This is a genomic window from Nocardia sp. No.11 (assembly GCF_038752175.1).
Classification (GTDB): Bacteria; Actinomycetota; Actinomycetes; order Mycobacteriales; family Mycobacteriaceae; genus Nocardia; species Nocardia canadensis.
This window is the reverse complement of sequence record NZ_JBCGFB010000125.1, coordinates 1-17455: the sequence shown is the minus strand read 5'-3', so window position 1 is coordinate 17455 and position 17455 is coordinate 1. Positions and strand designations below refer to the sequence as shown.

16 protein-coding genes and 1 pseudogene are annotated in these 17455 nt (G+C 70.5%); 13 read left to right on the top strand and 4 right to left on the bottom strand.

All coding sequences use genetic code 11. The features are described from left to right. On the top strand, positions 1-462 hold a 462-nt coding region (locus tag V8688_RS26620; RefSeq protein WP_342801937.1), incomplete at its 5' end, for an alpha/beta hydrolase fold domain-containing protein. Between the two features lie 124 nt (positions 463-586). Here the strand turns inward: V8688_RS26620 and V8688_RS26615 are convergent. Continuing rightward, positions 587-1282, bottom strand: coding sequence for a PadR family transcriptional regulator (locus tag V8688_RS26615; RefSeq protein ID WP_218722302.1), 696 nt, complete (start codon positions 1280-1282; stop codon positions 587-589). 128 nt (positions 1283-1410) lie between these two features. On the opposite strand from V8688_RS26615, the gene V8688_RS26610 reads away from it, so the two are divergent. Then, on the top strand, positions 1411-1917 hold the full coding sequence (locus tag V8688_RS26610; RefSeq protein WP_218722301.1) for a flavin reductase family protein: 507 nt from the start codon (positions 1411-1413) through the stop codon (positions 1915-1917). 47 nt (positions 1918-1964) lie between these two features. Here V8688_RS26610 and V8688_RS26605 read toward each other — a convergent pair whose 3' ends face one another. Next, positions 1965-3596: an NAD(P)/FAD-dependent oxidoreductase gene (locus tag V8688_RS26605; RefSeq protein WP_218722300.1), complete on the bottom strand. Its 1632-nt coding sequence runs from the start codon at positions 3594-3596 to the stop codon at positions 1965-1967. A gap of 196 nt (positions 3597-3792) precedes the next feature. Here V8688_RS26605 and V8688_RS26600 point away from each other — a divergent pair, with 196 nt between their 5' ends. The 7 genes from V8688_RS26600 to helR all read left to right on the top strand — a co-directional run bounded on the left by V8688_RS26600 (position 3793) and on the right by helR (position 11825). Then, on the top strand, positions 3793-5328 hold the full coding sequence (locus tag V8688_RS26600; protein WP_308248716.1) for an FAD-binding protein: 1536 nt from the start codon (positions 3793-3795) through the stop codon (positions 5326-5328). A 106-nt stretch (positions 5329-5434) separates the two neighbouring features. Then, complete coding sequence (locus tag V8688_RS26595; protein WP_218722298.1) at positions 5435-5806, top strand: nuclear transport factor 2 family protein; 372 nt, start codon at positions 5435-5437, stop codon at positions 5804-5806. Positions 5807-5817: 11 nt separating this feature from the next. Further along, the gene (locus tag V8688_RS26590) at positions 5818-7479 is read left to right on the top strand and encodes an FAD-binding protein (protein ID WP_316575138.1); all 1662 of its coding nucleotides are present in this window, start codon (positions 5818-5820) and stop codon (positions 7477-7479) included. A 10-nt stretch (positions 7480-7489) separates the two neighbouring features. Continuing rightward, a complete protein-coding gene (locus tag V8688_RS26585) occupies positions 7490-7747 on the top strand; it encodes a hypothetical protein (protein ID WP_218722296.1) in 258 nt (85 codons plus the stop codon). Between the two features lie 25 nt (positions 7748-7772). Next, entirely contained in the window at positions 7773-8564 is a 792-nt protein-coding gene (locus V8688_RS26580; RefSeq protein ID WP_342801936.1) for an SDR family NAD(P)-dependent oxidoreductase, read from the top strand. Continuing rightward, on the top strand, positions 8561-9436 hold the full coding sequence (locus V8688_RS26575; RefSeq protein ID WP_342801935.1) for an alpha/beta fold hydrolase: 876 nt from the start codon (positions 8561-8563) through the stop codon (positions 9434-9436). Before V8688_RS26580 ends, V8688_RS26575 begins: the two co-directional genes overlap by 4 nt. Before the next feature lie 217 nt (positions 9437-9653). Then, positions 9654-11825 (top strand): RNA polymerase recycling motor ATPase HelR, encoded by a 2172-nt coding sequence (gene helR, locus V8688_RS26570; protein WP_308248715.1) that lies wholly within the window; start codon positions 9654-9656, stop codon positions 11823-11825. A gap of 119 nt (positions 11826-11944) precedes the next feature. On the opposite strand, the gene V8688_RS26565 is transcribed toward helR, so the two are convergent. Both V8688_RS26565 and V8688_RS26560 read right to left on the bottom strand, forming a co-directional pair. Continuing rightward, on the bottom strand, positions 11945-12772 hold the full coding sequence (locus V8688_RS26565) for a mycofactocin-coupled SDR family oxidoreductase (protein WP_218722292.1): 828 nt from the start codon (positions 12770-12772) through the stop codon (positions 11945-11947). A gap of 1 nt (position 12773) precedes the next feature. Next, positions 12774-13571 (bottom strand): mycofactocin-coupled SDR family oxidoreductase, encoded by a 798-nt coding sequence (locus tag V8688_RS26560; protein WP_342801934.1) that lies wholly within the window; start codon positions 13569-13571, stop codon positions 12774-12776. 192 nt (positions 13572-13763) lie between these two features. Between V8688_RS26560 and V8688_RS26555 the strand changes: the two genes are divergently transcribed. The 4 genes and pseudogenes from V8688_RS26555 to V8688_RS26540 all read left to right on the top strand — a co-directional run. Further along, positions 13764-14819 carry a ferredoxin--NADP reductase gene (locus V8688_RS26555; protein ID WP_342801933.1) on the top strand — a complete coding sequence of 352 codons (1056 nt, stop codon included), beginning with the start codon at positions 13764-13766 and terminating at the stop codon, positions 14817-14819. Positions 14820-14834: 15 nt separating this feature from the next. After that, positions 14835-16337 (top strand): MDR family MFS transporter, encoded by a 1503-nt coding sequence (locus V8688_RS26550; RefSeq protein WP_342801932.1) that lies wholly within the window; start codon positions 14835-14837, stop codon positions 16335-16337. Next, entirely contained in the window at positions 16331-17116 is a 786-nt protein-coding gene (locus tag V8688_RS26545; protein ID WP_342801931.1) for a 2-keto-4-pentenoate hydratase, read from the top strand. Before V8688_RS26550 ends, V8688_RS26545 begins: the two co-directional genes overlap by 7 nt. Positions 17117-17131: 15 nt before the next feature. Beyond that, a pseudogene (locus V8688_RS26540) lies at positions 17132-17455 on the top strand (acetaldehyde dehydrogenase (acetylating)); the annotation flags it as partial.

Genomic DNA, 17455 nt, shown 5'->3' with positions numbered 1-17455 from the left:
AGCGCGGGCGGCAATCTCGCCGCGACCGTGGCCATTGCGGTCCGCGACGGCGCCGGCCCCGCGGTCGCGGCGCAGATCCTGTTGTACCCGGTGATCGACGACGACTTCGAGACCGAGTCCTATCGGCGCTTCGGCACCGGCCACTACAACACGACGAGCGCGATGCGCTGGTACTGGCGGCAGTACGCCCCGCACGGCACCGACGACGTCCGCCTGGTGCCGACCAGGGCCGCCTCGCTGGCCGGCCTGCCGCCCGCGATCGTGATCACCGCCGAACTCGACCCGCCCTGCTCGGCGGGCGACGCCTACGCGCGCCGGCTCGCCGACGACGGCGTCGCGGTGCGGCACCGCCGCTACGACGGCCTGTTCCACGGCTTTCTCACCATCCCGTCGCTGGCCGCGACCACCGCCGCCCGCGCCGAGATCTGGGCGATGGTGCGCGAGGCACTGGGCACGCGCTGAGCGGCTACGCCCCACGCGGCCGCGGCACGATCATCGGCGACCCGGTCAGCGGGTCGTCGATGATCACGCGGTCCCAGCGGCTGACCGCGAAGTAATCGGTCGTGGGGCCGCGAGCGCCCCACACCTACTCCGCCGGGTCGTGCTGCAGGCCCTCTTCCTCGCGGACCCGCTGCTCGATCTCGCGCCAGCGGCCCGGGGTCGGGTGGGGGTAGTCGGCGCGATCGTCGTGTTCGGCACCGGCCAGGATCGTGGCCGCGTTGTCGATGTCGTCGATCAGTTGCTGGGCCAGTTCCCGCTCGGCCGCGTAGTGGCGCTGCGCCCACTGCAGCACGATCTGCGAATAGGCCCAGCCCGGTTCGGATTTGGCGGCCTCGGCGTCGATCGCGGCCCGCTGCTCGAGCTGGTCGACGTCGTCGATGTGGTCGCGCAGGATCTGCTTGAGCCGATCCGGCGAGCCGAGGTGACCGAACATGACCCGCACCAGCACATGGTGTTTGAGCACCGACGGATCGACCGGCGCCTTGTTCCACCACAGCGTCACCGCTGCCCGGCCCGCGTCGGTGATCCGATAGAGCCGCTTGCCGCGCATGGCGTTGTCGTGGTCGAGCCGGGAGCTCGCGAAACCGTGCTGCTCGAGCTTCTTCAGCTCGGCGTAGATCTGGCTGTAGGACGGCGTCCAGTAGAAGTAGCGCAGGCTCCAGTCGGCCCACTTCTTCAGGTCGTAGCCGGAGACCTCTTCCTCGTAGGAGAGCATGGCGAGAACCGCCCAGCTGGTCGGCGGCAGGTTGGGCACGCCGGGATCGGGGTCGGGAGTCGCCATCGGTGCATGTTAGCAACCGCGGGTACCACCTTTTGCCCGCCGACAACCGCTGACCGGGAGAACGTCTTGAGCCGGTCCCCGCTCACCCCGGATCGTGGGGGCAACGAATTCCGTTCGGGAGGACCCCTATGAATGCAGACAACGTCGTCGTCGACGCAGGTATCCCTGCCCCCGCCGACCTGCGCAGAGTGCTCGGTCATTTCGCGACCGGCGTCGCGGTGATCGCCGCTCACGACGGGACGCGGCCGCTCGGCTTCACCTGCCAGTCGGTGGTGTCGGTGTCGCTGGACCCGCCGTACGTGTCGTTCTGCCCGGCCAAGAGTTCCACCAGCTGGCCGCTGCTGCGCGCCGCGGGCGCCCTGTGCATCAACATCCTGGCCGAGGAGCAGAGCGAGCTGTGCCGCCGGTTCGCGGTCAGCGGCGCCGACAAGTTCGCCGGCGTCGACTGGGACCGGGCGGGCAACGGCGCGCCCGCGCTGGCCGGGGCGCTGGCCCACATCGAGGTCAGCGTCGAGCTCGAGCACGACGCGGGCGATCACACGGTGGTGCTGGCCCGGATCGTCGATCTGCGGGCCACCGAAGGTGGTAAGCCGCTGCTGTACTACCGCGGCGGGTTCGGCGGGTTCGCGGCCTGACCGACGACGGCGGGGTGGTCCGATCCGGACCACCCCGCCGTCGTGTCTCACGCCTCGAGGACGTCGAAACCCTTGTATCCCGCGGCCGCGACCTCGGCGATGATCTCGCCGTAGACCCCGAAGCCACCGACGAAGGGCATGAACACCCGCGGCCTGCCCTCGATGTTGGCGCCCAGGTACCACGAATTCGCCTGGGTCATCAGCGTTCCCGCGGCCCTGCTCGCGCATTCGCGGACCCACTCGGCCACCGCGTCCGGCCTGGCCTCGAGCCCCACCGCTCCCCTGCTGTCGAGGTAACCGATGGCCTCGGCCACCCAGTCGACGTGCAGTTCCGAGTGCAGCACCATGTTGGCCAGGACCGACGGGCTGCCGGGGCCGGTCAGGTTGAACAGGTTCGGGAAGCCCGTCACGCCCAGCCCCAGATAGGTCTTCGGTCCCTCCCGCCAGGCCTCGTTGAGCGATTCGCCACCGCGGCCGACGATGTTCATCCGCGACACCGAGCCGGTCATCGCGTCGAATCCGGTGGCCAGCACCAGGGTGTCGAGCGGGTAGTGCGCCGCGGTGGTGTGCACGCCCGCGGCGTCGATGCGGCTGATCGGGGTGGCCTTCAGGTCCACCAGCTCGACATTGGCGCGGTTGTAGGTCTGGTAGTAGTTCGTGTCGGTGCAGATCCGCTTGGTGCCGATCGGGTGATCACGCGGAACCAGCAGGTCGGCGACCCGCGGGTCGTCGATCACGGCCCGCACCTTCTCCTCCCAGAACTCCCGCGCGGTGTCGTTGGCGGCCAGGCTCACCAGCTGATCGGGAAAGGTCTTGCTGAACAACACGCCGCCCAGGGCCCAGCGCTGTTCGTAGGCCTCGCGCAGTTCCCGCGGGCTCACCGCGAGGGCGGACATCGGGTGCGCCTGATGCGGGGAACCGCCGCCGCTGGCCATCGACAGCCGCCTGCGCTCGGCGTAGTTCGCCTTCTGCGCCTGCCGATCGGCCTCGCTCAGCGGTGTATTCCCCGCGGGCACACTGTAATTGGCGGTGCGCTGGAAGACGTGCAGCCGCTCGGCCTGTTCGGCCAGGCACGGGATGGTCTGGATGCCGGAGGATCCGGTGCCGATCACGCCGACCCGCTGTCCGGTCAGGTCGACGCCTTCGTGCGGCCAGTGCGAGGTGTGCAGCACCCGGCCCGCGAAGGAGCCGAGGCCGTCGATGGCCGGGGTGTTCGCGTTCGACAGCGGACCGGTGGCCAGCACGACGAACCGGGCCGAGACGGTCCGGCCGGTGTCGGTGTCGACCTGCCAGCGCAGGGTCCGCTCGTCGAGCACGATATCGGTGACGCGGGTGCCGAATTCGATGTCGCGGCGCAGGTCGTAGCGATCGGCGACGTGTTCGAGGTAGGACAGGATCTCGGGCTGGGTGGCGTACTTCTCACTCCAGTTCCACTCCTGCTGCAGCGCGTCGTCGAACGAGTACGAGTAGTCCACGCTCTCCACGTCGCACCGCGCGCCCGGGTAGCGGTTCCAATACCAGACGCCGCCCACGCCCTCGCCTGCCTCGAACACCCGCACGGTCAGTCCGCTGCCGCGGAAGCGGTGCAGTGCGTACAGGCCGGCGATGCCGGCGCCGACGACGACCACGTCGACGTCGGCCGGGCCCTTCACTGATGCCGATGGGGTCTCGGGGTTCACAGTGCCTACCTTTCGATGGAGACCGGTTCTCTGCGAGCGACGCTAAGGACGCGCGGGCCGGGAGAGCAGACGTCCTTCCCGCTGACCGGCACGTTCGGGTCCCGATCGCCTCCCGGTGATCGGGATGGTCCGCTCCGTGACCGCCGTCACCCGACCTACCGTCATCGCCACAACGAGGTGGTACCAGGAGGAAACAGTGGTGGACTGGAACGACGAGGTGGACGTGCTGGTCGCGGGCTCGGGCGGTGGCCTGGCCGGCGCCTACACCGCCGCCCGCGAAGGGCTCAGCGTCGCGGTGGTCGAGGCGACCGACAAGTTCGGCGGCACGACGGCGTATTCGGGTGGCGGTGGCGTCTGGTTCCCGTGCAACCCGGTGCTGGAGCGCGCGGGCACCGACGACACCCTCGACGACGCGCTCACCTACTACCGGGCCGTCGTCGGCGACCGCACCCCCGACGAGCTGCAGCAGACCTACGTGCGGCGGGGTCGCGACCTCATCGAATACCTCGAAGCCGACGACCATTTCGAGTTCCAGATGCTGCCGTGGCCGGACTACTTCGGTAAGGCGCCCAAGGCCAGGCTCGACGGGCAGCGCCACATCATGCCCACGCCGCTGCCCGCCGCCGAGCTGGGCGAGCTGCGCGAGTCGCTGCGCGGACCGCTCGATACCGACCGGCTCGGCGCCGCGCTGCCGGAGCTGCTGATCGGCGGGCAGGCGCTGATCGGGCGCATGCTGCGCGCGCTGTCGACCTACCCGCACGCCAAGCTCTACCTGGAGTCGCCGCTGGTGGAGCTGGTCGTCGAGGACGGCGTGGTGACCGGTGCGATCGTCGAACGCGACGGCGACCGGGTCGCGATCCGCGCGCGCCGCGGCGTGGTGCTCGCCGCGGGCGGTTTCGAGCAGAACGACGAGCTGCGCAAGCACTACGGCGTGCCCGGCGAGGCGCGAGACACCATGGGACCCTGGGGAAATCAGGGCTTGGCGCATCAGGCAGGCATCGCGGCAGGCGCCGACACCGATCTCATGGATCAGGCGTGGTGGTCACCGGGCCTGACCCACCCGGACGGGCGCTCGGCGTTCGCGCTGTGGTTCACCGGCGGCATCTTCGTCGACCAGGACGGCAACCGATTCGTCAACGAGTCGGCGCCCTACGACCGGCTCGGCCGCGAGGTCATCCGGCAGATGACCGAGCGCGGCCTGACCCTGCCGTTCTGGATGATCTACGACGACACCGAAGGCGAGGTGCCGCCGATCAAGGCCACCAACGTGTCCATGGTCGAGACGCAGAAATACGTCGACGCGGGCCTGTGGCACACCGCCGACACCCTCGCCGAGCTGGCCGCGAAGATCGGTGTGCCCGCGGCGAATCTCGAGGCGACCGTGGAACGGTTCAACGGCATGGTCGCCACCGGCGTCGACCCCGATTTCGGGCGCGGCGACGAGGCCTACGACCGCGCCTTCTCCGGCGGCGAACCGCCGCTGGTGACCATCGACAAGGGCCCGTACCACGCCGCGGCGTTCGGCATCTCCGACCTCGGCACCAAGGGCGGCCTGCGCACCGACTCGGCGGCGCGGGTGCTCGGCCGCGACGGCGCGCCGATCCCCGGCCTCTACGCGGCGGGCAACACCATGGCCGCGGTCAGCGGTGAGGTCTACCCCGGCGGTGGCAACCCGATCGGCGCGTCCATGCTGTTCAGCCACCTCGCCGTGCGGCACATGCTGGGCGAATAGGCCCGCCCGGGTCCCTCCCGCTGGCCGGGAGGGACCCGTGTCCACCGGCCACCGGATGTGGTTCGGTTCACAGATCCCCATTTCTCGACATTTCAGGAGCAACACGATGGCTTCAGCGGACGACATTCGCGCGACGGTGCGCAAATATGTGGAGGCCGTCGGCAGCGGTACGGCTGCCGATGTCGTCGCCCTCTACCGCGAGGACGCGACGGTCGAGGATCCGGTCGGCTCCGAACCGCATGTCGGCCACGCCGCGATCACGAAGTTCTACGAGGCCATCGAGCCGCTGCGGCGCTCGACGGAACTGTTCAGCGTGCGCGTCGCGGGCGACAGCGCCGCGTTCAGCTTCCGGGTGGTCACCGAGTTCGGCGACCAGAAGTTCACCCTCGATCCGATCGATGTCATGACCTTCGACGAGGACGCCCGCATCACCAGCATGCGCGCGTTCTGGTCCCAGGACGACATGGTCGTCGGCTGAGCGAGGCGAGAGTGACTGCGACCGAACAACACTGGGATCACGAAGTCGGCTTCCTCGTCGTCGGCAGCGGCGCGGGCGGGTTGACCGGCGCGCTCGCGGCCGCCGATCGCGGGCTCGACACCCTCGTCATCGAGAAGGCCGCGGTGTACGGCGGCAGCACCGCGCTCTCGGGCGGCGGGATCTGGGTGCCGAACAATCCGACGCTGCTGCGCGAGGGTCTCGGCGATTCCCGCGCGGATGTGCGCGCCTACCTCGACGCCGTCGTCGGCGACCGGGTGCCCACCGGCAACCTCGACGCCTTCATCGACGAGGGCCCGCGCATGCTGGCCTTCCTGGAGACCAGTCCGCACCTGCGGTTCCAGTGGTGCACCGGCTATTCCGACTATCACCCCGAGGCGCCGGGCGGTCGTCCCGCGGGCCGCTCCATCGAACCGCTGCCGGTCGACCTCAAGCAACTCGGCGAGGACGAGGATCTGCTGCGCCCGGCGGCGCTGGCGACCCCGCCCGGGCTGTTCATCACCTCCAAGGACTTCGTCCAGCTCAATATGGTGACCCGCACCTGGAAGGCGCGCTGGACCGCGCTGCTGACCGGCTTGCGGGCGGTCAAGGCGATCCTGCTGCGCAGGCACATGGACACCCTGGGCCGAGCGCTGATCGCGCGGCTGCGGCTGGCCCTGCGCGACGCCGGCGTGCCGCTGTGGCTGAACACGCCGCTGCGCTCGCTGATCACCGACGAGTCGGGCGCGGTGCTCGGCGTCGTCGCCGAACGCGACGGCCGCGAGATCCGGATCCGGGCGCGCGCCGGAGTGCTGCTGGCCACCGGCGGTTTCGAGCACAACCAGGCGATGCGCAAGCGCTATCTGCCCGAGGGCGGACGCGACAACTTCAGCGCCGCCTCGACCGACAACACCGGTGACGGCATCGTCGCGGGCGAGCGGGTCGGCGCCGCGGTCGATCTGATGGACGACGCGTGGTGGATGCCATCGTTCCAGCGGCCCGACGGCATCAATCAGGTGCTGGTCTCGGAGCGGTCGATCCCGCGCTCGATCATCGTCGACAGCTCCGGCAAGCGCTTCACCAACGAGGCCTCGCCGTACGTCACGTTCGTGCACGCCCAGCTGCGCGGCAGCCACGACCCGGCCTGGCTGATCTTCGACGCGAAGGCCAAGAGCCGCTATCCCATCGGCGGCATCGTGCCCGGGCAGAAGTTCCCCGCCGCGTGGACCTCGAGCGGTCTGGTGCAGAGCGCACCCGACATCGACGGCCTGGCCGCCGCGATCGGTGTCCCCGTCACCACGCTGCGCGAGACCGTCGACCGGTTCAACGGATTCGCGCGCGCGGGCCACGACGCCGACTTCGGTCGCGGGGACAGCGCCTACGACAACTACTACGGTGACCCGACGCTGGCGACGCCGGCGCTCGATGTGATGGACAAGGGCCCGTACTACGCGCTGCGCGTGCGCATCGGCGACCTCGGCACCAAGGGCGGTCTGGTCTACAACGCCGACGCCCAGGTGTTGCGCGCCGACGGCTCGCCCATCCCCGGCCTCTACGCCGCCGGCAACACCTCCGCGGCCGTGATGGGCAACGACTACGCCGGCGCGGGCGCGACCATCGGTCCCGCGATGGTGTTCGGCTACGTCGGCGCGCGGCACGCCGCGGGCGAGCGCTGAGGCGGGCATCATGCATCCCGTCGAATGCGCGAGCTGCGGCAACAAGGTGCTGGCCGAGAAGTTCAGCCCCAGCCACACCAGCGTCCAGTGGCTCGACGACGCCGAGTCCGCCTGCCCGGAATTCGCCCGGCGCGCGGCTCTCGGCGAGCCGAGCAGCTGGATCCCCACCTGCTCGGCACTGCGCGATTCGATCGACGACGCGGTTCGCGCGGGCGAATTGGCGACCGATCAGTTGCGGCACGAGCCGGTTCCCGGCCGGCTCGGCTGACCCCCACACCTAGGAGAGACGACTCATGAACAGACTCGACGGCCACCGGACACTGGTCACCGGCGCCGCGTCCGGCATCGGACAGGCCACCGTGCTCCGGCTGCTCGACGAGGGCGCCCGAGTGGTCGGCGCCGACGTGTCGGCCGACGGTCTCGCGGCCACCCTGGCGCGGGCCACCGAACGCGGCACCGCGGACCGGCTGACCACTCTGACCCTCGACATCGGGGACGAGCAGTCGGTGATCGAGGGCGTGCGCTCGTCGGTGCAGACTCTCGGTGGGCTGGACTCGCTGGTCAACGCGGCGGGCATCCTGCGCGCCTCGCACACCGAGCAGACCTCCCTCGAGCTGTGGGATCTGATCCTGCGGGTCAATCTCACCGGCACCTTCCTGGTGGTCCGCGAAGCACTGCCCGCCCTACTGGCCAACCCGCGCGCGACGATCGTGAACTTCAGCTCCACCTCGGCGGCCTTCGCGCACCCCTACATGGCGGCCTACGCGGCGAGCAAGGGCGGCATCCAGTCCTTCACCCACGCCATCGCCCTCGAATACGGCGGCAAGGGCCTGCGCGCGGTGTGCGTCGCGCCGGGCAGCATCAAGTCCGGCATCACCGACGCCACACCGGGTTACGTGCCCGCCGACGCCGATTGGGCGCTGTTCTCGAAGCTGTCGCCCGCCCTGCCGACCGATCAGGAATCCGGCGGCGCGGGCATGGGCGATCCGAGCGCGGTGGCCGGCGTGATCGCGATGCTGGTCTCCGAGGACGGCGCGTTCATCACCGGCACCGAGATCCGCATCGACGGGGGCACGCACGCATGACCGAGCTGAGCTACGAGGCCACCCTGCGCGAGATCCGCACCGACGCGGGCGTGCTGCGCTACCACGAGGCCGGCGACGGTCCGCCGCTGCTGCTGCTGCACGGGTCGGGCCCCGGGGTCACCGGGTGGCGCAACTACCGCGGCAATCTCGCCACGTTCGCCGACCGATTCCGGTGCCTGGTCCTGGAATTCCCCGGCTTCGGGGTGAGCGACGACTTCGGCGGGCATCCGATGGTCACCGCGCTCGACGCGGTGGTCCGCTTCGTCGATGCGCTGGGCCTGGACAGTGTCGACATCATCGGCAATTCGATGGGCGGTGGCGTCGCGCTCAACTACGCGATCGCGCATCCGGAGCGGGTCGGCAAGCTGGTGACGATCGGCGGCATCGGGCGCAACCTGTTCAGCCCGGGCCCCGGCGAGGGCATCAAGCTGCTGCAGGAGTTCACCGAGGAGCCCACCCGCGAGCGGCTGATCCAGTGGCTGCACTCGATGGTCTACGACCCGGCCATGGTCACCGACGAGCTCATCGAGGAGCGCTGGACCCAGGCCACCGACCCGGCCACGCTCGACAGCGCGCGCCGGATGTACAGCAAGGCCGCGTTCGCGATGATGGTGCGGGCGATGGAGGCCTCGGACGCGCCCCCGCCGTGGGCGATGCTGCACAAGGTGCAGGCGCCGACCCTGATCACCTGGGGCCGCGACGACCGGGTGAGCCCGCTGGATATGGCGTTGATCCCGATGCGCACGATCCCGCGCGCCGAACTGCACGTGTTCCCGAACTGCGGGCACTGGGCGATGATCGAGCGCAAGGACGAATTCGAGTCGGCGGTACTGGCGTTCCTGACCCGCAAGGAGGCCGACCGGACGGCGTGATCGCCGATCCCGATGCTCTGTGCCCACGGCCCCCTGTGCACTGGACGGGAGGAGTCCTCACTCCCCTTCCGTATCCAACATATAGCGCACAGGGGGCCTTGCCGCAAGGCCCCGGTGGTGCCGCATAATCGTCCGCCGTAGCCAGAAGCTGCGGAAACGGGTGTGATCGACGCGCTCCGCCGGGATCGGTGAACCGGGAAAGTGAGGGCAGGTGTCAATTCAGGGGTATCAGGACGAACTACGGTCCGAGCAGCACTACGTGGACGGTCTGTACGCGCGGCTCGACGCCGAACGCGCCAGGGTGAAGGGTCGCTACAGCGCGACACTGCGCGGCACGGGCGTGTCGGCCATGGACCGGGATTTCGAGGCCCGCGCGCTGGCCAAGGAGGCCAAGCGCCTGGACGTGGCCGACAACGGACTGTGCTTCGGCCGGCTCGACGCGCTCTCCGGAGAGGCGTCCTACATCGGCCGCATCGGCCTGTTCGACGAGGCGAACGACTTCGAGCCGCTGCTGCTCGACTGGCGCGCGCCCGCCGCCCGCGCCTTCTATGTCGCGACCGCGGCCTCGCCGGAGGACATGCGCAGGCGCCGCCAGTTCCACACCCGCGGCCGCCGGGTGACCGAGTTCACCGACGAGGTGCTCGGCAGGCCGGACGGCGACGAGCGCGGCGACGCGGCCCTGCTCGCGGCCGTCAACGCGCCGCGCGGGGAGGGCATGCGCGACATCGTCGCGACGATCCAGGCCGAGCAGGACGAGATCATCCGGCTCGACCATCCCGGCGTGCTGGTGATCGAGGGCGGTCCCGGCACCGGCAAGACCGTGGTGGCGCTGCACCGCGTCGCCTATCTGCTCTACACCCAGCGCGAGCGGATGGAACGCCAGGGCGTGCTGGTGGTCGGGCCCAACCCGGCCTTCCTGCAGCACATCTCGCATGTGCTGCCGTCGCTGGGCGAGACCAATGTGGTCTTCACGACCGCGGGTGAGCTGGTACCGGGACTGCGCGTGACCGCCGAGGACGGACCGGAAGCGGCACGGCACAAGGGTTCACTGCGGATCCTCGACGTCCTCGCCGCGGCGATCGCGGACCGGCAGCGGCTGCCGGCGGACCCGGTGCCGATCGAGCTCGCCGACGTCACCGTGCGGATCGACGCCGAGACCGCGCGATGGGCGAGCGAGGAGGCACGGGCGAGCGGACGCCCGCACAACGAGGCGCGCGCGGTGTTCCGCGAGATCGTCACCTACGTCCTCACCGAGCGCGCGATCGGCCGGATCGGGCAGGGCTGGCTCACCCGCGACGACCGCGAGGCGTGGGAACAGCTGCGCGCCGACCTGGTCGCCGAACTCGCCGACCACACCGCGTTCACCGCCGCGCTCGACGACCTGTGGCCGATCCTGACGCCGGAAACCCTGCTCTCCGAGCTGTATTCGTCGCACGATCGGCTGCGGGCGGCGGGCGCCGATGCCGCGCTGTATCGCGCCGAGGGCACCGCCTGGACCGTCTCGGATGTGCCGCTGCTCGACGAGCTCGTCGACCTGCTGGGCAAGCACCAGCCCGTCGACGACACCGCCGAGCGGGAGGCCAGGGCCGAGGCCGCCTACGCCGCGCGGGTGCTCGAGAACATGGTCGGCCGGGAGGACCACATGGACGACGAGGATCACCTGTTCGCCCAGGACATGCTCTTCGGCGAGGATCTGGCCGAACGCTTCCTCGAACGCGACACCAGGGAACTCGCCGAACGTGCTGCCGCGGACCGGGAGTGGACCTACCGGCACGTGGTCGTCGACGAAGCGCAGGAATTGTCGGAGATGGAGTGGCGGGTGCTGATGCGCCGCTGCCCCGGCAAATCCTTCACGATCGTGGGTGATCTCGCGCAGCGCCGGTCGGCGGCGGGTGCGACGTCGTGGGCATCGATGCTGGAGCCGTACGTTCCGGGCCGCTGGGCCTATCGCGCGCTGACCGTCAACTACCGCACCCCCGCCGAGATCATGACCGTCGCCGCGGCGGTGCTCGCCGATTTCGCCCCGGACGTGCGGCCGCCGGAGTCGGTGCGCGCATGTGGCGTCCAGCCGTGGTCGCGCCGCGTGGATACGGACGAACTCGCCACGGCCATCGAGGAATTCGTTCGCGCGGAGTCCGGGCGGGAAGGCACCAGCGTGGTGATCGGTCCGCCCGGGGTGCCGGGCACGGTCACCGCGTCGGAGACCAAGGGTCTGGAGTACGACGCCGTCCTGGTCGTCGAGCCGGAACGGATCCTCGCCGACGGTCCCCGCGGCGCGGCCGAGCTCTATGTCGCCCTGACCCGCGCCACCCAGCGGCTGGGCGTGCTCCACCACGGCGAGCTCCCCCGGTCCATGACCGGACTCGCCGATCTCGTGCCGACCAGCTGAGATCGGCGATATCGACCGGAAGCGATGTCGGCCGGAGACGGATGGTGTCCGGGCCGACGGCGTCAGCGGCTGTCGGCGTCGCGGTGGCGCGGCCCGTCGAGGCCGCACCACCGGACAACTCAGCGCTGGGTCGAGCCCGCGTCGACGGGCAGGGTCACCGCGGTGATGTAGCGGGCTTCGTCCGAGGCCAGGAACAGCGCCGCGTTGGCGATGTCGACGGGCTCGACCCACGGGATGGGCAGCATGTTCATCGACACCGCCGCCTCGGCGAACTCCTCGCGCGTCGGGTGCTCGCGGTCGGGCCGGAACACTTTGCGCACCATGTCGTTCTGGATCATCGGGGTGTCGACGTTGGTGGGGTGCACCGAGTTCACCCGGACATGGTGCGGGGCCAGCTCTTTGGCCAGGGAGCGCATCAGGCCGACCACGCCGTGCTTGGCGGCGGTGTAGTGCGCGACGCCGACCAGCCCGCGCAGGCCCGCGATCGAGCTGGTCAGGATCATGGCGCCGCCGCCACGATGGATCAGGTGCGGGGTGGCGGCCTTGCAGGTCTGCCACACGCCGGTCAGGTTGACGTCGATCATCGTCTGCCACTGCTGGTCGGTCAGTTCCAGCGCGCCCGCGCTGGAACTGATACCGGCGGTGGCGCAGACGATGTCGAGGCCACCCAGCTCGGTGACGGCGGCGTCGACCGCCGTCCGCAGCGCGGCGCCGTCGCGCACGTCGACGGTGGCCGCCACGATGCGGGCGCCCGTCGCCTCGACCGCGCGCACGGTCTCGGCGAGGTCGTCGGGAGTCGCCCCCGGCGACACCACGGTCTCGACCGGTCCGCAGATGTCGACGGCGACGATGTCGGCGCCCTCCTCGGCCAGCCGGATGGCCTGGGCGCGGCCGATGCCGCGCGCGGCGCCGGTGATCAGCGCGATCTTGCCCGAAACCCGTCCCATGTCACACCTTCTGAGTCAGTCCGGCATCCACCACGAGCTGGGTTCCCGTCACGTAACGGGACTCGTCGGATGCGAGGAAGAGCACGGCATTGCTGATGTCGACCGGATCGACCCACGGCACGGGCAGCACGGTGCGCTGGGCCAGGGCCTCGGCGGCGTCGGCCTGGGTGGGGTGGGCCAGATCGGGGCGCAGCTTGGCGTACACGGCGTCGTTGAGGATCATCGGCGTCGCCACCGAACCGGGGTGCACGGTGTTGACCCGGATGCCGCGCGGGCCGAGTTCGTTGGCCAGGGTGCGGGCGAGACCGACCACGGCGTGCTTGCTCGCCGAGTAGTGCGAGGCGGTGGCCGCGCCGGTGATGCCGTTGGTGGAGCTGACGATGACGATCGAACCGCCGTCGCTCAGTGCCGGGACACCGGCCCGCACGGTGTGCCACATGCCGGTGAGGTTGATGTCGATGGTGCGCTGCCAGGCCTCGTCGGACAGTTCCCAGGACAGGCCGAGGTCGCTGTAGATGCCGGCGTTGGCGACGATCACGTCGAGGCGGCCCAGCGCGGCCACGCCGTCGGCGACCGCCACGTCCAGGGCGGCCTGGTCGCGGACGTCGGCCGCGGCGGAGACGCACAGGCGGCCGATGTCCACGACCTCGGCCGCCGTCTGCGCGAGTCCCGCCGCGGCGGCCTCGATGTCGACGGCGATGATGTCGGCGCCTTCCTCGGCCAACCGACGGCAATGGGCGCGGCCCATTCCCCCGGCCGCGCCGGTCACCAGCGCGACGGTGTGCTGCATGCGGTTCATCGGGCGCCCCCGGGAGATCGAGTGTCCACGAGCCCGACGCTAGGGTCGCCGCCGCGACCGCAGACCCCGGTCTTCCCGATCAGCGGACAGTGCGCGGCGATCTCCCGGCCACCGGGATCGGTGGGCAGCGCGGCGCGCGTGAGCTGCGACGGTGGCCACGCAAGACCGGCTCTGTGATCGAGGAGGACACCAGTGACGAGGGCGACTGTCGACGTTGCGCGTGGCGCGCGGGTGGTGACGCTGCGCGTGGCGGCGGTGATCGAGGAAACCGCGGACGCGCGCTCGCTCGTGTTCGAGGTTCCCGACGACGCCGCCGACCGGTTCGCCTACCGGCCAGGTCAGTTCCTGACCCTGCGCATCCCGAGTGACCGGCCCGAGCCGGTCGCCCGGTGCTACTCCCTGGCGAGTTCACCGTTCACCGGCGAGCCGCCGCGGGTGACCGTCAAGCGCACCGCCGACGGCTACGGCTCGAACTGGTTGTGCGACAACATCTCCGTCGGCGACACCCTGGACGTGCTGCCGCCGCAGGGCACCTTCACCCCGGCCTCCCTCGACACCGATCTGCTGCTGTGGGCAGCGGGCAGCGGCATCACTCCGGTGATGTCGATCCTGCGCTCGGCGCTGGTGCGCGGCACGGGCCGAGTGGTGCTGTTCTACGCCAATCGTGGGCAGGAGTCGGTGATCTTCGCCGAGGCGCTGCGCGAGCTGGTGGCGCGCCATCCGGGCCGGGTGCACGTGGTGCACTGGCTCGAAGCGGTGCAGGGCCTGCCCACGGCCGCCCAGCTGACGGCGTTCGCCGCGCCGTACGCGTCCTACGAGTCGTTCGTGTGCGGGCCGGGCCCGTTCATGGCGGCGGTGACCGAGGCGCTGACCGGCGCGGGGTGGCCGCGTGAGCGGATCACCACCGAGGTGTTCGTCTCGCTGTCGGGCGATCCGTTCGCCGAGCCCGCGCCGATCGCGGACGAGGAGGCGGGCGACGCCGCGCAGGTCGAGGTGGAACTCGACGGCGCCGTACACGCCCTGCGCTGGCCACGATCGCGCACCCTGGTCGACGTGATGCTGGCCGACGGTCTCGACGTGCCGTACTCCTGTCGCGAGGGCGAATGCGGTTCGTGCGCCTGCACCGTCGTCGACGGCGCGGTGAGCATGGGCCCCAGCGCGATCCTCGATCAGGAGGACATCGACGCGGGCTACACGCTGGCCTGCCGGGCCCGCCCGACCACCGATTCGGTGCGCATCCGCTTCTGACCCGAGAGGTGCCCTGTGGCAACCGATACCGCGCGCTCCGAGGTCGGGTTCGGCTCGGAGCGCGGCCCCGTGCTCGCCTCGCTCATGCTCGCCACCGGTCTGGTCGCGCTCGATTCGACGATCCTGGCGACCGCCGTGCTCTCGATCACCGACAGTCTCGGCGACTTCGCGCTGTTCCCGTGGCTGTTCACGAGTTACCTGCTCGCCCAGGCGGTCACCGTGCCGATCTACGGCGCGCTCGCCGACACCTTCGGCCGCAAGCCGGTGATGCTGTTCGGCGTCGCGGTGTTCGCGCTCGGCTCACTGCTGTGCGGGGTGGCGACCAGCATGCTCGCGCTCATCGTGTTCCGCGCGGTACAGGGCATCGGCGCCGGTGCCATCCAGCCGACGACCATGGTCATCGCCAGTGATCTCTACACCCTCGCCGAACGGGCCACCGTGCAGGGCTATCTGGCCGGGGTGTGGGCGGTGGCTTCGGTGACCGGCCCGCTGCTGGGCGGCATCTGCGCCGACTACCTCGGCTGGCGGTGGATCTTCCTGGTCAATCTGCCGCTGGCCGCGCTGGCCGCGTGGATGCTGGTGCGCAACTTCCACGAGACGGTGCCACGCCATCGCCGCAGCGTCGACTACGCGGGGGCGGTGCTGCTGACCCTCGGGGCGGGCGCGCTGGTGCTGGGTTTGCTCGAGGGCGGTCGCGCCTGGGCGTGGGGATCGCCGACCGGGCTCGGCGTGTTCGGGCTCGCCGCCCTGTCGCTCGCGCTGTTCGTCGCCGTCGAATCCCGGGCCGAGCACCCGATTCTGCCGCTGTGGGTGTTCACCCGGCGGGTGGTGGTGGCGAGCAGTCTCGCCGCCATGCTCGGTGGCGCCCTGCTGTTCGGCTTCACGACCTATGTGCCGATGTTCAATCAGGGTGTGCTCGGCACCAGCGCGCTGGTCGCCGGGCTCGTCACCGGCGGCCTCACCCTGGGCTGGCCGCTGGCCGCCGCGCGGGCCGGAAAGGTGTACCTGCGCTTCGGGTTCCGCACGTGCGCGGTGCTGGGCAGTCTCGTCGCGGCGCTCGGCACGGCCACCATGCTGCTGCTCGACGAGCAGTCGCCGCTGTGGCAGGTCGGCGTCTCATGTTTCGTGGTCGGCGCGGGCATGGGTCTGGTGGCCACGCCGACGCTCATCGCCGCGCAGACCAGCGCGCCGTGGTCCGATCGCGGCGTCGTCACCTCGGCCACCATGTTCGCGCGGTCGCTGGGCAGCGCGGTGGGGGTCGCGGTGTTCGGCGCGATCGTCAACGCGCGCCTGGCCGGTGCGGGCGCGCCCGCACCGCAGACGCTCTCGGCCGCCGTGCATCTGGTGTTCGCGACCATCGCGGCCATGACGCTGGTGCTGGTCGCCGCGTGCGCGATGATCCCCGGCCGGATCGCGCAATTTCCTGCCCATCCAGCGGGAACACCCGAGGTCGTCCCCCCGGTCGCCGACGAGCATGGGAGCGCATCACCAGAGGAGAAGAGGGAACCAGGATGCTGACAACCAGCGCGCGCGCCGAGCTCGCCGCCGAATTGGCGCGAGCGGAGCTGGATCGAGTGGCGGTGTCCCCCATCGCCGACCGCTATCCGTCGATCGATGTGGTGGACGCCTACGAGATCCAGTTGCTCAATATCCGGCGCAGGCTGGACGACGGCGCGACGATCGTCGGCCACAAGGTGGGGCTGTCGTCGAAGGCGATGCAGGAGATGATGGGCGTCGACGAGCCCGACTACGGTCATCTGCTCGCCGAGATGGAGGTCTTCGAGTACGTCCCGGTCGACACCTCGAAGTACCTGCTGCCGCGCGTGGAGGTCGAGGTCGGGTTCGTGCTCGGCGCCGACCTGCCCGGCGAGGACTGCACCGAGGCCGATGTGCTGGCCGCGACCGTCGCTTACGCGCCCTCGATCGAGCTGATCGACTCGCGTATCACCGACTGGCGGATCGGTCTGTGCGACACCATCTCCGACAATGCTTCCTCCGCCGGGTATGTCCTCGGCAAGGAGCGCGTCGCACCCGGCGATATCGACATCACCGCCATCGACGCCGTGCTGACCCGTAACGGCGAGGTCATCGCCGAGGGCCGCAGCGACGCGGTGCTCGGCGATCCGGTGATCGCGGTGGCCTGGCTGGCCCGCAAGGTCGCCGGTTTCGGCGTGCGCCTGAAAGCCGGGGACATCGTGCTGCCCGGTTCCTGCACTCGCGCCATCGACGCCCGTCCGGGCGACGACTTCCTCGCCACGTTCACCGGACTCGGTTCCGTCCGTTTGTCTTTCGCCTAGCCAAGGAGGCACGACGTGTCCAACGGGACAGTCACCGCCGCGATCGTCGGATCCGGCAATATCAGCACCGATCTGCTCTACAAACTGCTGCGCTCGGACAAGATCGAGCCGCGCTGGATGATCGGCATCGACCCCGACTCCGAAGGACTCAAGCGGGCGCGCGGGCTGGGGTTGGAAACCTCCGCCGAGGGCGCGGACTGGCTGCTCGCCCTCGACGAGAAGCCGGATCTGCTGTTCGAGGCCACCTCCGCCTACGTGCACCGCGCGTACGCGCCGAAATACGAAGCCGCCGGTATCCGCGCCGTCGACCTCACCCCCGCCGCGGTCGGACCCGCCGTG